This is a genomic window from Hydrogenophaga flava NBRC 102514, assembly GCF_001571145.1.
In the GTDB taxonomy this organism is placed as follows: domain Bacteria; phylum Pseudomonadota; class Gammaproteobacteria; order Burkholderiales; family Burkholderiaceae_C; genus Hydrogenophaga; species Hydrogenophaga flava.
Genome location: NZ_BCTF01000023.1, coordinates 65,824 through 80,772, shown reverse-complemented (window position 1 = coordinate 80,772; position 14,949 = coordinate 65,824). Strand labels below are relative to the sequence as shown.

Annotated in this window: 14 protein-coding genes; all 14 read left to right on the top strand. The window is 63.0% G+C overall.

Annotated features, from left to right (window positions below):
* Positions 1-566 precede the first annotated feature (566 nt).
* A complete protein-coding gene (locus HFL01S_RS18945) occupies positions 567-1,484 on the top strand; it encodes a transglycosylase SLT domain-containing protein (protein WP_084383493.1) in 918 nt (305 codons plus the stop codon).
* A 267-nt stretch (positions 1,485-1,751) separates the two neighbouring features.
* The gene (gene glyA / locus HFL01S_RS18940) at positions 1,752-2,996 is read left to right on the top strand and encodes a serine hydroxymethyltransferase (protein ID WP_066261370.1); all 1,245 of its coding nucleotides are present in this window, start codon (positions 1,752-1,754) and stop codon (positions 2,994-2,996) included.
* Positions 2,993-3,442 (top strand): transcriptional regulator NrdR, encoded by a 450-nt coding sequence (gene nrdR, locus HFL01S_RS18935; RefSeq protein ID WP_066158421.1) that lies wholly within the window; start codon positions 2,993-2,995, stop codon positions 3,440-3,442. The genes glyA and nrdR overlap by 4 nt, the downstream gene beginning before the upstream one ends.
* Before the next feature lie 135 nt (positions 3,443-3,577).
* The gene (locus HFL01S_RS18930) at positions 3,578-4,117 is read left to right on the top strand and encodes a GspH/FimT family pseudopilin (protein WP_084383492.1); all 540 of its coding nucleotides are present in this window, start codon (positions 3,578-3,580) and stop codon (positions 4,115-4,117) included.
* 192 nt (positions 4,118-4,309) lie between these two features.
* Positions 4,310-4,876 (top strand): GspH/FimT family pseudopilin, encoded by a 567-nt coding sequence (locus HFL01S_RS18925; protein WP_066261368.1) that lies wholly within the window; start codon positions 4,310-4,312, stop codon positions 4,874-4,876.
* Between the two features lie 14 nt (positions 4,877-4,890).
* Positions 4,891-5,505 (top strand): type IV pilus modification protein PilV, encoded by a 615-nt coding sequence (pilV, locus tag HFL01S_RS18920; protein ID WP_066261367.1) that lies wholly within the window; start codon positions 4,891-4,893, stop codon positions 5,503-5,505.
* A gap of 2 nt (positions 5,506-5,507) precedes the next feature.
* The gene (locus HFL01S_RS18915) at positions 5,508-6,620 is read left to right on the top strand and encodes a PilW family protein (protein WP_084383489.1); all 1,113 of its coding nucleotides are present in this window, start codon (positions 5,508-5,510) and stop codon (positions 6,618-6,620) included.
* A gap of 86 nt (positions 6,621-6,706) precedes the next feature.
* Positions 6,707-7,234 carry a pilus assembly PilX family protein gene (locus HFL01S_RS18910; RefSeq protein WP_066261364.1) on the top strand — a complete coding sequence of 176 codons (528 nt, stop codon included), beginning with the start codon at positions 6,707-6,709 and terminating at the stop codon, positions 7,232-7,234.
* Entirely contained in the window at positions 7,234-11,619 is a 4,386-nt protein-coding gene (locus HFL01S_RS18905; protein WP_084383488.1) for a pilus assembly protein, read from the top strand. Before HFL01S_RS18910 ends, HFL01S_RS18905 begins: the two co-directional genes overlap by 1 nt.
* A gap of 10 nt (positions 11,620-11,629) precedes the next feature.
* Positions 11,630-12,100 carry a type IV pilin protein gene (locus tag HFL01S_RS25935; RefSeq protein WP_084383487.1) on the top strand — a complete coding sequence of 157 codons (471 nt, stop codon included), beginning with the start codon at positions 11,630-11,632 and terminating at the stop codon, positions 12,098-12,100.
* A gap of 4 nt (positions 12,101-12,104) precedes the next feature.
* Entirely contained in the window at positions 12,105-13,250 is a 1,146-nt protein-coding gene (gene ribD, locus HFL01S_RS18895) for a bifunctional diaminohydroxyphosphoribosylaminopyrimidine deaminase/5-amino-6-(5-phosphoribosylamino)uracil reductase RibD (RefSeq protein WP_066261361.1), read from the top strand.
* 67 nt (positions 13,251-13,317) lie between these two features.
* Complete coding sequence (locus tag HFL01S_RS18890) at positions 13,318-13,950, top strand: riboflavin synthase (RefSeq protein WP_066261360.1); 633 nt, start codon at positions 13,318-13,320, stop codon at positions 13,948-13,950.
* A 22-nt stretch (positions 13,951-13,972) separates the two neighbouring features.
* A complete protein-coding gene (ribH, locus tag HFL01S_RS18885; protein WP_066261359.1) occupies positions 13,973-14,437 on the top strand; it encodes a 6,7-dimethyl-8-ribityllumazine synthase in 465 nt (154 codons plus the stop codon).
* 5 nt (positions 14,438-14,442) lie between these two features.
* Positions 14,443-14,940 carry a transcription antitermination factor NusB gene (gene nusB, locus HFL01S_RS18880; protein ID WP_066261357.1) on the top strand — a complete coding sequence of 166 codons (498 nt, stop codon included), beginning with the start codon at positions 14,443-14,445 and terminating at the stop codon, positions 14,938-14,940.
* Positions 14,941-14,949 lie beyond the last annotated feature (9 nt).

Sequence of the window (14,949 nt, the reverse complement as noted above, 5' to 3'; positions counted from 1 at the left end):
TGCACTTGCCGTCGGGGTTGGCAGACAGGGAGTTGAATGTCCCTGACGCCTGGAAGCAAGAGATTGCTTCCGTTGGGAGCCGACTGGCAGCTGGACTGCCTGATCGGCTGAATGCCGGTCATCACAACCGACGCCTGAAGATTACGCCGTAAGCGCCTCAATTTCAAGCGCCGAGACGCGCTGTTACCCCCGGCACTTCAGGCCATCCGACTGGCGGCAACCTACCTGCTTCAAGCAGGTGGAACAGATGGCACTTCCGACCAACGGTATCGGAAAGGCAGACGGACGGCAGCCTGCATGTTCACTGGACTGGCCGCTAGGAATCTGCAAACAAGGGCGCTGCAACCGCGCCCTTAATAACTAAATATTGTTTTAAACGTCGTTTAAAACATTGACCGCACATTAACAGGCACATACCATTCGCCCCGTTTCCCGTTCCGGGTAAACCCTCACGACGTCGGCACCACCTCTCCCACCACCGGTGCCCACGAAGTCGCCATCGATGGCGCCCCCCTCACCGCTGCATCAGACCTCGTGGTCGGCGCAGCCTTGCAAGGAGCGACAACATGACAACGCTTTCCATTCCAGAGGCGCAGCCCAAGGGCAACGCCTCAACCATCCAATCTTCTGTGTTCATCGCACTTGCCGATGCGTACAGAGGCTTCGTCGCCTTCACCCGCAATGGCATGGCCGTGCTGGGAGCCAGCCTCGCCGCGCTGGTCATCACGCTCGCCGTGCAGAGCGATCTGCGCATGGACGTGGAGCAGCAGTTGCTGAGCTGGTTGCAGGAGCGCCAAGATTCAGCCGTGGCGGCAGATGACGCCGCCATGCCCGAAGAGGGCAACGACGACCGTCTTGCGGTTGCTCAGCCCCCCCTTCTGCCCAAACAGCAGGCCGCCGTTACCCAGTGGCTCAGCCGCAAATACCGCGTGGCGCCGGAACCGCTGGGCGCTTTGGTGGCCGAAGCCTTTGCGGTCGGGGCCAAGGTGCGCCTTGATCCGACCCTGATCCTGGCTGTGATGGCAATCGAGTCGCGCTTCAACCCCTATGCTCAGAGCCCAGTGGGCGCCCAGGGCCTGATGCAGGTGCTCACCCGCGTGCACACCGACAAGTACGACGACTACGGTGGCGCCATGGCCGCTTTCGACCCCTTGTCCAATCTTCGGGTTGGCGTTAAGGTGCTCCAGGACTGCATCAAGCAGGCCGGTTCCGTCGAAGGCGGACTGCGGCTGTACGTGGGGGCCGTGACCACCGACGGCAGTGGCTACATCAACAAGGTCATGGCCGAGCACCTTCGCATCCAGAGCGTCGCGCTGGGCAAACCGATGCCGACGTCCTTCCCGATCTTCACCGCCGCGCCTGCGCCCTCTGCGCCCGAACCAATTGAGCCGACCCAGACCGGACTGCTCGATTCCCCACCCGAAGCAGCACCTGCCAGCCAGCCGGTTGAGCCGCCAGCCGACGCTGCGCTCACGAATTCCTGACCGCAGCCGGCAAAACCCTGCGACTGCTTCTGCCCGGCGCTCGGATAAACTACCAGCGTGCGCAACTGGCGATAGGCGCGCGGCAGCAACCTGCCGTCCGCGCTGACGTGGCCCCCCGCTCCCAGCGAGCGGGACAACCACTGGGAAGCGCACCGCCCGCTCCAAAGGGCGTTCAGCCGTTCGCCTGGGCAGTCCCTGCCGTTCCACCGGAATGCGTGGGGTCCCTTTCTCCAGAGTCCACCCGAGACCGTCCCGAGACTGCCGACCATGTACGACCGCAACATCCTCATTGAGCAAACCGACCCAGAGCTCTTCGCCGCCATCCAGGCCGAGAACGCGCGCCAGGAACACCACATCGAGCTGATTGCCAGCGAGAACTACGCCTCCCCGGCCGTCATGGCCGCTCAGGGCACGCAACTGACCAACAAGTACGCTGAGGGCTACCCTGGCAAGCGCTACTACGGTGGCTGTGAGTATGTGGACGTGGCCGAACAGCTGGCCATCGACCGCGTGAAGCAGATCTTCGGAGCCGACGCCGCCAACGTGCAGCCGCACTGTGGCGCCTCTGCCAACGAGGCGGTGTTCCTTGCATTTCTCAAGCCCGGCGACACCATCATGGGCATGAGCCTGGCCGAAGGCGGCCACCTCACCCACGGCATGCCGCTGAACATGTCGGGCAAGTGGTTCAACGTCGTCAGCTACGGCCTGGACAAGAACGAAGCCATCGACTACGACGCCATGGAAGCCAAGGCGCGTGAGCACAAGCCCAAACTGATCGTGGCGGGCGCCTCCGCCTACAGCCTGCGCATCGATTTCGAGCGCTTCGCGAAGATCGCCAAGGAAATCGGCGCCATCTTCATGGTCGACATGGCCCACTACGCGGGCCTGATCGCTGCCGGCGTCTACCCCAACCCGGTGCCGTTCGCCGACGTGGTGACCTCCACCACACACAAGAGCCTGCGCGGCCCGCGCGGCGGCATCATCCTGATGAAGGCCGAGCACGAGAAGGCCATCAACAGCGCCATCTTCCCCGGCCTGCAAGGCGGCCCGCTGATGCACGTCATCGCAGCCAAGGCAGTGGCCTTCAAGGAAGCGCTGCAGCCCGAGTTCAAGGCCTACCAGCAACAAGTGGTGAAGAACGCCCAGATCGTGGCCGAGACCCTGACCCAGCGCGGCCTGCGCATTGTGAGCGGCCGCACCGAAAGCCACGTGATGCTGGTCGACCTGCGCGCCAAGGGCATCACCGGCAAGGAAGCCGAGGCCGTGCTGGGCAGCGCCCACATGACCATCAACAAGAACGCGATCCCCAACGACCCGGAAAAGCCGATGGTCACCAGCGGCGTGCGCATCGGCACCCCGGCCATGACCACACGCGGCTTCAAGGACGAGGAAGCTCGCATTACCGCAAATCTGATCGCCGACGTGCTGGACAACCCGCGCGACCCGGCGAACATTGAAGCGGTGCGCGCCAAGGTCAATGCCCTGACCGCGCGTTTCCCTGTCTACAAGTGAAGTGCCCTTTCTGCGGCCATCTGGAAACCCAGGTCGTCGAGACCCGGGTTTCCGAAGACGCGGATTTCATCCGCCGCCGCAGGCAGTGCGGCCACTGTGAAAAGCGCTTCACCACCTACGAGCGGCCGGAGGTCAGCTTCCCGGCGGTGGTGAAAAAAGATGGCCGGCGCGTGGACTACGTACCGGCCAAACTTCGTGCCTCGTTCACCCTGGCTCTGCGCAAGCGGCCGGTGAGCACCGAACAAGTGGACGCGGCGATTGAGCGCATTGAGGAAAAGCTGCTCAATCTGGGCAGTCGTGAAGTCGCGTCGACCAAGCTGGGCGAAATGGTCATGCGCGAACTCAAGAAGCTCGACAAGGTGGCCTACATCCGCTTTGCCAGCGTATACAGAAGCTTCGAAGACATCGACGAGTTCCGCGCACTTGTGGACGAAGTCCGCCGATAACACGCAGCCAACTGCCAAAAACCGACTCTCCTTCATTGGAGGGACATGGCGCCCCCATTTACCTCATCGGAGGCATGATTCGGTGCCATCGCGCAGGAATAATGAGTTCGAACGCATTACACATTCGAACTCACCATGCGATTGCCATCCCGCCAGCATCATTTGCAACTCCGTGGATACACCTTGATGGAACTGGTGGTGGCAACGGCGCTGCTGGCCATTCTCATTCAGCTCGGTATTCCTCCCCTCAGCCAGCTGCTCTCCGACTGGCAAAGAGACCATGCCACCCGAGCCATTACAGACCACCTCGCACTCGCCAGATCCGAGGCGATCCGCTGGTCCCGGCGCGTTGTGATGTGCAGCAGCGCCGATGGCGTCAATTGCTCTCCGAGTTCCAACAGAGAATGGAAATCGGGATGGCTCGTTTTTCAGGATATTGACGGCAACGGTCAATTCAGCTCCTCTGACAAATTGATCGCTGTTTCGCAGGGCACCAGTGGCATTCGGAGCATCCGGGGAAATGCATTGCTTCAGCGCTTCGTATTCATGCCAACGGGAATGATGGCATCCGGAATGGGCACGCTGGAGATTGTTCCCGCGATGGGCCCCAGCCAGAGAATCATCGTCAATCGAATTGGGAGAGTCCGGCTCAGCACGGGTCAGCCAGACGAATGAAGCCAAATGCGCTGAACGGAACCGGGCGGCACAGGGCCGCAGGCGATCTGGTGGCGGGCTGCGGCAACCCGAAGCAACAGTTGCGTGAGAAATGAATGCTTTTTGCCGCTGAGCACGCCAAACACGACCGCGCGTCAGGGCGCACAGAAGTCTCTCGAAAGCGGGCGATACATTGCAGTACGGAGCTGCAAATTGAACCACCTGCCCTCACCCCTGACGCCTTCTGCCAGACAGCACGGATTCACGCTGGTGGAGTTGATTGTGACCATCGCCCTGCTGGCCATCCTCACCACCCTGGCAATTCCCAGCTTCAGCGAAATGTTGCGCCAGTGGCGGCGGGACAGCGCGACACGAGAACTGACCACCACTCTCCAGCTGGCGCGATCCGAATCCATCAAGTCCTCCCGTCAGATCGTGGTCTGCCCGAGTACCGACCAAGAGTCCTGCGCTGACGGCACCGAGTGGAACACTGGCTGGATCGTGTTCGTCGATGACGGGGCGGGCACGCTGGCCAACGCGGGCAACCAGGTGATCAACACCGACGAACGCGTTCTCAAGGTCGTGTCAGCCCAGTCTGGTGTGGCGTCAATCACCAGCTCGGGAGGGGTGGAATGGATGCAGTTCCTTCCGAATGGGTTGATGGGCTCAGCCACCACCACCCTCACGGTCACACCCTCCGGCGCGAACTCCGATACCAAGGTGGACAAGGTCACCGTTTCCCGGGTGGGACGCGTGTCTGTTGTGACCGAGCTCCCATGACAAGCAAGGTTTCCATGAACATCCCCACGACCGACTACATTGCACCCCTCCGACAACGGGGTGCCAGCATGATCGAGGTGCTGGTGGCCATCCTGCTTGTATCGGTCGGGCTGCTGGGCATTGCAGGTCTCTCTGGTGCCACGTTCACCTACAACAAGGCATCGCAAATGCGGCTGACCGGCATGGCACTGGTCAATGACCTGGCCGACCGGGCTCGCGTCAACGTGTACGGGTATGACCGACAGGGCTACGACATTGAACTGGGTGACAACTTTGAAAGCACGCCGGTCGCCGTGGGCGATGCCAACCTCGACCTGGACCCCGCAGTGTCCGCCAATGCAGACAGCGTTGCCGATGCCCTCGCTGCAGCAGACGTTGACCAGTTCTTGCGCTCGGTGCGCAGCCGCCTGCCACAAGGCGACGCGGTCGTGACCAGCCGGCCTGGCGCAAACGCCCGCGATCTTGATGTGTGGCTGCTGTGGAAAGAAGCCGCCACGGCGGAAGGAGACGAGGACGACGATCGGGGCGACTTCTCCATCTTCGACGCTTCCAAGGAAAACTGCCCGGACAGCCTCAGTACAGAGGAACGCGCGGAATACAGCTGCATGTACTTCAAGGTGGGGCTGTGAACATGAACTCAAGTAAACGTCTTCCGCGGTCTTTCCGGCGCAGCCAGCAGGGTTTGAGTCTGGTCGAGCTGATGGTCGCGCTGACCATCGGGTTGTTCCTGATGGGCGCTGTCGGCATCATCTATGTCAACACGGCCACCACCTCCCGTGGCAGCACGCTTGAATCCCAGATGAATGAGGACGCAGCGCTGGCGCTTGAACTGCTCCAACAGCAGATCCGCCTGGCAGGGTTCTCCAACGTGGACGCTTCAGGCAACCGGCTTTTCCCGGGGCAGGCGATTCGGGGCTGTGATGGCGATGCGGACGCAACAGATGTTGGCTCGGCATTCGACGACAACGACGCCGCCTTTTCTGCACTTGCATGCAACGATGGCGGCACTCGACCGGATGCCTTTGCCGTCCGGTACGAGGCATCGCTGCTCAACAGCCAAGCTGTCAACGACGCTGGCGTCCAGCGCCCAGGCAACTGCGCCCATGAGGGCATCACTGCATGGAATGCGCTGGCCGAGGGCGCGTCCTCCGCAACGCCGATGCTGCTCGCAGACAACCGGTACTACATCAAAAACGACGAAAACAATGAAAACGCCCCCACGTTGTACTGCCAGGGCCGCACCGGAGCGGGATTCGGAAACGAAACTGCCCTGATTCCGAACATCGAAGACATGCAGGTGCAGTACGCCGTCACGGCATTCCCCACCGTGGGAGACCCTCTGCCTCACCAGGTGGCGGGATATGCCAATTCGACGGAAGCAACGGATGAAACAGACGCAAGTCCGGCATTCCCGGCCCTTGAAGACCTGGCAATTCCTGTTGGCACCCCTGCCGGCATCAACAACTGGTCGCGTGTAGCAGCGCTGCGCGTCTGCCTGCTCGCGCGCAGTGCAAGACCGGTTCCGACCGGTGACAACCCCATCGGGTCCGCCAACGCCGATGGCACCACGGCAACCGCGGGTCTTGGAACCTACATCGACTGCAACGGCGTGTCTCGAACTGCTACCGACCGCTTCGTCCGCCGCGCTTATGTGACCACCATTCAGCTTCGCAACATGCGACCTGGCCTGCCTCGCGACTACGAGGTGGGAGGCAACCCATGGCAGTACATGTACGACAACTGAAGCCCGAGAACCTCACCATGCACTGTCATACCTCATTCGCCAGAAGTGCATCCGAACGCGGAGTTGTCCTCCCGATCGCGCTGATCATGCTGGTGATCATCTCGTTCGCTGGCCTGCTCGCAGCCCGCAACTCTGCGACCTTCGAGCAGTTCTCCAACAACATGCGCACCAACCAGGTGGCGCGCACGTCCGCGGAAGATGCCTTGCGCCAATGCGAACGCATCGCCCGCGCCAGTGTGGAAGACAACGCGGCGTTCGCAGCGGACGTGGGTCGAATCGAAGACGGTACGGTGATCTCTGCAGATACCGAGGAAGCCATCAGTGACGGCATCTGGAACACCCGCGCCAACTGGGCCGAGGGTGCCGCCAACCTCATCACCGTCACCCCCGAGTTTGGCGACGACGTCCAGTCCAGGGCCCAGCTCAGAAACCCGCCCACCTGCATCATCCAGGCCATGGTCAATGACCGCTTTCTGATCACGGCACGCGGGTTGTCCAACGATGCACAGGTGGACGATGACAGTGGACTTTTGACGGCGGGCTCGGAAGTCTGGCTTCAATCCATCCTGACGCCGCTCGTCCCGACGCTGAGCGCCAATGGAGGCACCCAGTGATGCCGAACAACACCCTATACAAACAGTACTCCAGTGAGGTGTCCATGAACTTTCCTGTCACCACTAGGCGCACACGCCGCTTGCTCTGGTCGGTCGCCCTTGGGGCGGTGTTGCTGCCCGCCCTGCAGGCCTGGGCCCAGCCAGCGAACCGGCCACTGCTGACCAACCAATCGGGTGCAAAGCCCAACCTGATGGTGGCGCTGGACAACTCAGGGTCCATGGCGTTCACCTACCATGAGACTTACAACGTCACCGACAGCAACGAGTACCAGAGGCGTTACTGCCCGACTCCTTACTCCAGGAGTTCGTCCGCAAACCTCGCCACCTTCAACGCAGGTATTGGTCAGGAAGCGAACACCACCCTGGGGCCACCGGTGGTCTACACCTGCTACCAGCGGGTCAGGGTTTCCGGCAACTGGGTCACCCAGCCCCGCACCAATGTGGCACTGGCTTACGCGCCCGATCAGAGCGTCCTGAACTGGTCCGCCCAGCGTTCGGCCGAGGTCAACCCGATTTACTACAACCCGCGTGTCAGGTACCTGCCACGGGTCGATGGCAGCGGCACTGTCGTGAGCCCGCGCGACCCGCTGCTGCCGAACACCGTTCCGGCCGGCGAACGGGGTCTGACCTACAACGTGGTCTGGGTCTCCAACCAGAACTCCGTGGACTTCCGGTACACCCTCTATCAGCGCAACGTTGCTCCCAATGATTTCCGCATCTACCACTCGATGTATGCGGACAACGCCGCTGCACCGCCAACAGGCAGTACCGCCACCCGCAATTCCCAAGGGCATGTCAACACATTGGCCCCTTCGGGATTCACATCCCGCTACAACCTCCAGTACACACTGAAGATTCCGCAGCACATCGCGTACACCTCAGCACCGACTGCAGGCCCTGCCACCACCTTCAGTTATTCGTACTGCACCAACGTGGTCACCAATGGACTGGGGCAAGAAACCGGGTGCACGGCCAGCACGCGGGTCGATGTCAGGCTCGGCGACACCGCCACCTACACCATCCCGACCCCCAACACCCGCACGGACTGCACTGCCAACGTCTGCAACAACGCACAAGAAGTCGCCAACATCCTGAACTGGTACCGCTGGTACAGCACACGGCAACTGGCCACCAGCACGGCCATAGGTCTCGCACTGGCGGACACCGATGCCACCGGCGCCCTCAACATTCCTTCCAACTTCGACAACCAGCTGAGAATCGGCTATCTGCCGATCAACCAGCGGTATGACGGCCCTCTGACGCTTCCGCCCGGTGCCGGCGCTCCGGTGACGCTGTCGAGAGGGGTGCGGCTGCTCAGTCGGGGGTCGACCGCCAACACCGAGGTTTTCAATTGGCTCAACACCATGGTGTCTCAAGGGGGCACCCCACTTCACTACGCCGTTGAGCGGGCCGCCAGCTACTTCAGCATGGGGGCTGGCGTGACAGAAAACCCATGGCGCACCGACCCCACCGACGCGAGCAGCCCCGAGATGAGCTGCCGCCGTTCTTTCAACCTGCTGTTCTCCGACGGCGGCTGGACGTCTGGTTCCCCGTGGGGCCCGGATGCTGCCGGACCTGACTACGACAACACGCAAGGCCCCGAGTTCTCCCGGACCCTGCCGGACGGTTCGACAGAGACGTTCCGCTACTCCCCCACCGGCATCAACACGCCGGCTGGCCGCGCGAAGTACGTCCCCTTTCCGAGCACGGGAACGGGCAGCTTGGCAGACCTGACTGCACGCTACTACTGGCACACGGACATGCGCACCGGCCTGGACAACAACATCCAGGCTGGCAACGGCCAGCCAACGTTCTGGCAGAACATGGCCACTTACACTGTGGGCTACCTGATCGAACCTTCCGGTGGAGAGGCACCGCCTGCGCCGGCCCCCCTGCCTGCCGGGCTCACTTTCCGCCAGATCAACGAATACATCACCCAGTACAAGCTGAACGGCCTGGGTGGAACCACTCTGCCGCCGAGCTTTCCTACCGGAGATCTTTTGAGCAGCGGCGCTCAGACCCGGGTGGATGACTTCATCCATGCCGGCTATACCGGAGGTGCCCGGTCGTTCAGCGCCAAAACCGCCGACGACGTCAAGTCGATCTTTAACACCATCTTGGCCGAGATCCTTGGTGCATCGGGGAGAGACGCAGGCGTATCCGTCAACACAGGCGGTGGCGACAACAGCACACTGGCCGGGCGTCTCAAGTACACGGTGTCTTACCGAACCATGTACAACACCGGCGACATCCTGGCGCGGGAGCTCGCAGCCAACGGCAGTGAAACAGGTGTGACGGTGTGGTCGGCCAATCAGCTGATGCCAAGCCACACGGCCCGCAGAGTCTTCACCATGCACGGATTGAATCAGCCCGTCGATTTCAACGGCTCGTTCAGTGGTCTGCAGAGCGACATACAGAGCGCCCTTGCCACCGGCCCCGACGCTGGACGCATTCGCAGCGATGCCAGCTTCATCAACTACCTGCGAGGCGACAACACGGCACTGGACAGCTACGGCATGCTCTTCAGGCAGCGCGAGTCAAAAATTGCTGCAATGGTCAACCCTCCTGCGGTATTCATGGGCGGGAGCCGGGACTACGCCTACGACCAGGACGGCAGCGGTGGTGTTGATGGACGCGGAAGCTATGTGGACTACACCAATCGCAAGCGCGGCTACCCTGCATCTCTTTTCGTGGCAACCAACGCTGGAACGATGCACGCCTTTTCAGCAGAGGCCGGCAACGAACTGGCAGCGGTCATGCCGCGCCGCAGCCTCAAGCGCATGCTCCACTTCGCGGACGAGCCCTATACCTTCGAGTACGTGCTGGATGGCCCGATCACCGAGAACGACATCTTCGACCGCCGCAAAGCCAATTCGGATGGACTTTCCGAAGCCAACGAGTGGCGGGCGTGGCGCCACTTGGCTGTCGGCACCGGAGGTCGCGGTGAGAAGCTGGTCTACGCAGTCAACTCACCCATCAAACCCGGTGTGACACCGAACCGCATTCCCGACCGGGAGGACTTCCTGTGGGAAACCGGACCAGACGTCATCAACAGCGCGGACGGCAGTGATGTGACCGTCGGCTACATGTCCAATGCGGCCCGCAGCGGCCAGACCGAGGATCTGTCGGACGCGACCAACGCCCGGCGCGGCCGCTGGATCGTGGCGATCAACAACGGCCACTACAACGGCGAGCCCGATGGCGAAAAGAATGGGCTGGTGGTTCTGGATGCTGTGACCGGCGAAGTCATCCGGACCATTCCCCTGCCCGATGCGCACCCCGCTGGAGATGGTCTCAGTGGTGTCACTTTGTTGCGCAGCTATGGCACCAACACACGGGTGGTCGCTGCCTATGCGGGTGACGCCATGGGCCAGCTTTGGAAATTCAATCTGTCCGGAGATCCATCCACCTGGCATGTGGAACATGATCGCCCCCTCTTCACAGTGCCAGGCAACCGGCCGATCTACGGCCACCCCGCCTGGCAAGCACATGAAGCGGGTGGCTTCATTGTGGTGTTCGGCACAGGCATCATGCTGGAGGAAGACCATCTGGACGATCTGGGCCAGCAGACGATCTATGGCATTTGGGACCGCCAGAACCTTGATGGAACCATGCTCAACAACGAGACTTTCACACCGGTCAGCGAGACCCAACTGGAGGAACGCTCGGTTGTCCCAGCATCTGCAACGTCTCGAAACGGTTTCTTCTATTACGCCATTACCGGCGACACCATCGACTGGGAAAGTCAACGCGGCTGGTTCATGCGCATGAACAACGTCCATCAGCAGGACGACGCACTGCGGGCAGGTGAGCGCTCCATCGCCGATGTGCAGAATTTCGGTCGAAGCGTCATCATCACGTCTACGGTGTTGCGCCCACCGCCAGAAGGTGAAATGTGCACGGCGGCGTCTCTGCCCGGTAACTATGTGTACATCGTGAACGCCCAGAGCGCTTCTCCTGAGCTGAGCCGTTCATTCGATGTCGACGGTGATGGGCGCTTGGATGCTTGGGACTCGAACGCCGACAGCCGAGTGGACGCCGGATACGCCGTGGCTTTCGCACCCATGGGAGGTTTCACGCGCGGCATCTCCGTGAGCCGTTTCCGCTCGCGGCCCGATGGCACGGCACTGCCCGACGACCCGCAGACGGACACGGGCAGCTCCAGTGACCCCCAGGTTACCGAAACCGTTTCCGACCGGCTTGAAAAGGCCGCCGACGAGGCCGCTGGCGAATCGGCGCTGAGCCAGTCGGGCGCGCCCAAGTGCCGGACCATGCGAGGCATCATTCTGGGTACCGAAGAAACCCCGCTGGGAGCTGGCGTCTACTGCCCGACCACTGGCTGGAGCCGCACCCAGTTCCAGCTGAGCGCCCCGCCTCGCAACTGAGTTCCAGAGCATGTACAACAGAAATACCCACGCCGCGAGCCGCAGCCCCCAAAGCGGTTTCACCCTGATCGAGGTGATGATCGTCGTGGCCATCATTGGCATCCTGGCGGCCATCGCCTATCCGTCCTATCAGGAGCAGGTCGCCAAGTCCCGTAGAGCGGATGCCCAGCGGGCGCTGATGGCGGCGGAACAGTTCATGCGTCGTTATTTCAGTGCGCAGGACTCGTTCCTCGACGCAGATGGCGACGCAGTTGAGCTTCCCGGCGCACTTCAGGTGTCGCCGCGACTCGGCTCAGGAACGACCGCGTACAACATTCAGCTCTCGAACGTGACGGCCTCAACGTTTACATTGACAGCGGCCCGCACGGGCAGCATGGCGAATGACCGTTGTGGTGATCTCTCCGTCACCCACACAGGCGTGAAGACGCTGAGCGACAACGCATCTGGCACCACTGTCGCTGAGTGCTTCAAGGCCTCCTGATCGCATGCCGCTGGATCGAGGCCCTCTGTCCGACGCCCTCCAAAAGGCCCGGCAGTCCCTGACGTTGTCCAACCCCAACCCTCGAGTTGGCTGCGTGATCCTTGCAGCCGATGGCCGGGAAATCGGGCAGGGCCACACCCAGCAGGCAGGTGGCCCGCACGCCGAGGTGATGGCGCTGCGCGATGCGGCGCAGAGAGGTGAGTCCACCCGAGGTGCGACGGCCTACGTCACCCTGGAGCCCTGCTCCCACCATGGTCGCACCCCGCCCTGCTGCGATGCGCTGGTGGCCGCCGGCGTCGTCAAGGTGGTGGTGGCCACGGGTGATCCCAACCCCAAGGTGGCTGGACGCGGCCTGGAGCGCCTGCGGGCTGCGGGCATCCAGGTCGAACTCATGCCACCCGACAGCGAAGCTGCTTTCGCCACCCGCGAGTTGAACATCGGCTTCTTCAGCCGCATGATCCGCGGCACGCCCTGGGTGCGCATGAAGGCCGCGATGTCGCTGGATGGCGTGACCGCTCTGGGCAACGGCACCAGCCAGTGGATCACCGGAGAAGCGGCCCGTGCAGACGGTCACGCCTGGCGCGCACGGGCCTGTGCGGTACTGACGGGCATCGGCACCGTGCTGGAGGACGACCCCATGCTGGACGTGCGGCAGGCGCCGACGCCCCGGCAGCCCCATCTGGTGATCGTCGACAGCAAGCTAGAAACCCCTCTTGCTGCCCGCCTGTTCCAGGCCCCGGCACAGGGGCTCACGCGCCAGATCTTCATCTACTGCGCCGCCACCGATGCCTGCCGCCAGACAGCGCTGGAACAGCGGGGTGCCACCGTCATCGCCCTGCCCGGTCCCGGTGGCAAAGTCGATCTGGCGGCGATGCTGCGTGACCTGGCTACCCGGGAGGTGAACGAGCTGCACCTGGAAGCCGGCCACAAGCTCAATGGCTCCTTCATCCGCGAAGGCCTGATCGACGAGTTCCTGCTGTATGTGGCCCCTCAGATGCTCGGCACCGGCGGGTCGGGGCTGGCCAACTGGGGGCCGCTGCAATCGCTGGACCAGCGCCTTCCCTTGCGATTCGCCTCGGTGGAGCCGGTAGGTGACGACCTGCGCGTCCTGGCGCGGGTGCAGGGCAAGGACCGTTTCCTGCACGCCTGAGGCCTGCAAACCACCGGCCTTTTGGCGCCGCGCGCGGCGCCGGGCCAAACCCTGCGAAAATACGCGGATGTTTACCGGCATCATCACCGGTGTGGGCCGCATCGCCGACCTTCACCCCCTGGGCAGCTCTTTGGACCACGGCAGGCGCCTGACGATCGAGGCGCCGCCGGGCTACCTCGACGACGTCGCCCTGGGCGACAGCATCGCCCACAACGGCGCCTGCATGACCGTCACGACCATCGACACTGCCGCCTCCCGCTTCACCATCGACGTGTCGGCCGAATCCCTGTCCAAGACCACCGGGCTGGCCGAAGCCGGCCACCGGGTCAATCTCGAAAAGGCCTTGCGTGCGAACGACCGCCTGGGCGGCCACATCGTGTCGGGCCATGTGGACGGCGTCGGGCAGGTCACCGTTTTCGAGCGCGTGGGCGAGAGCTGGGAGCTGCGCGTGCTCGCACCGCCGGGCCTGGCCAAATACCTCGCCTACAAAGGTTCGGTCGCCATCAATGGCGTCAGCCTGACCGTGAACCGCATCGAAGACCGCCCGGATGGCTGCGAGTTCAGCATCAACCTGATTCCGCACACCGTCCAGAACACCACCCTGGGCGACCTGCGCGCCGGCAGCGCGGTGAACCTGGAAATCGACACCGTGGCCCGCTATGTCGAGCGCATGCTCGGCGCAGCGCCTTCCCAGAACTGACCCCCACCCAAGAAAGACACCCATGTTTGGCGCAGACAAAGGCAGCTCCAGCCTGCTCGACGGCAAGAAGCTCTCCATCGGCATCGTCCAGGCCCGTTTCAACGAAGGCATCACCAACGCGCTGTTCGAGGCGTGCCACGCCGAGTTGCTCGCGCTGGGCGTGCAGGAAAAGCACATCACCCGCGTGACGGTGCCCGGCGCCCTGGAGGTGCCGATCGCCCTGCAGGCCATGGCCGAGCTGGACGAATACGACGCGCTGATCGCGCTGGGCTGCATCATCCGCGGCGAAACCTACCATTTCGAGCTGGTCGCCAACGAATCCGGCGCCGGCGTCAGCCGCGTCTCGCTGGACACCCACACGCCGATCGCCAACGCCATCCTCACCACGGAGAACCTGGAACAGGCCGTGGCCCGCCAGACCGAAAAAGGCCGCGATGCGGCGCGCGTGGCCGTCGAGATGGCCCATGTGCTGGAGCAGATCGGTTGAACCCCATGAACGACCAGAGCCCGACCAAGCCGCGCAAGGCGGCCGACAAATCGGCCCGCACCCGGGCACGGGAGTTTGCGCTGCAGGCGCTCTACCAGCACCTCGTCGGCCGCAACACCGCCAGCGACATCGACAGCTTCACCCGCGACCTCTCGGGTTTCCACAAGTCCGACAGTGCCCACTACGACGCGCTGCTGCATGGCTGTGTCGAACAGGCCGAGGCGCTGGACGCCCTGGTGACGCCTCTGCTGGACCGGCCCATGGCCGAGATATCGCCGATCGAACACGGGGTGCTGTGGATCGGCGCGTACGAGCTCCAGCACTGCCTGGATGTGCCGCTGCGCGTCGTGATCAACGAATGTGTCGAACTGGCCAAGTCCTTCGGTGGCACCGATGGCCACAAGTACGTCAACGGGGTGCTCCACCAGCTCGGCGCCCGGCTGCGCCCGCACGAAGCCGCTGCGGCACCCGCCGGCGCGCGCAAGTCGTCCAAGGCGGAATGACGTTGCGCC

Excerpts from the sequence above, each read along its gene's own strand:
- HFL01S_RS18945 (WP_084383493.1), top strand. The coding sequence starts at position 567 with ATGACAACGCTTTCCATTCCAGAGGCGCAGCCCAAGGGCAACGCCTCA.
- glyA (WP_066261370.1), top strand. The coding sequence starts at position 1,752 with ATGTACGACCGCAACATCCTCATTGAGCAAACCGACCCAGAGCTCTTC.
- HFL01S_RS18930 (WP_084383492.1), top strand. The coding sequence starts at position 3,578 with ATGCGATTGCCATCCCGCCAGCATCATTTGCAACTCCGTGGATACACC.
- pilV (WP_066261367.1), top strand. The coding sequence starts at position 4,891 with ATGAACATCCCCACGACCGACTACATTGCACCCCTCCGACAACGGGGT.
- HFL01S_RS18915 (WP_084383489.1), top strand. The coding sequence starts at position 5,508 with ATGAACTCAAGTAAACGTCTTCCGCGGTCTTTCCGGCGCAGCCAGCAG.
- HFL01S_RS18910 (WP_066261364.1), top strand. The coding sequence starts at position 6,707 with ATGCTGGTGATCATCTCGTTCGCTGGCCTGCTCGCAGCCCGCAACTCT.
- HFL01S_RS18905 (WP_084383488.1), top strand. The coding sequence starts at position 7,234 with ATGCCGAACAACACCCTATACAAACAGTACTCCAGTGAGGTGTCCATG.
- HFL01S_RS25935 (WP_084383487.1), top strand. The coding sequence starts at position 11,630 with ATGTACAACAGAAATACCCACGCCGCGAGCCGCAGCCCCCAAAGCGGT.
- ribD (WP_066261361.1), top strand. The coding sequence starts at position 12,105 with ATGCCGCTGGATCGAGGCCCTCTGTCCGACGCCCTCCAAAAGGCCCGG.
- HFL01S_RS18890 (WP_066261360.1), top strand. The coding sequence starts at position 13,318 with ATGTTTACCGGCATCATCACCGGTGTGGGCCGCATCGCCGACCTTCAC.
- ribH (WP_066261359.1), top strand. The coding sequence starts at position 13,973 with ATGTTTGGCGCAGACAAAGGCAGCTCCAGCCTGCTCGACGGCAAGAAG.
- nusB (WP_066261357.1), top strand. The coding sequence starts at position 14,443 with ATGAACGACCAGAGCCCGACCAAGCCGCGCAAGGCGGCCGACAAATCG.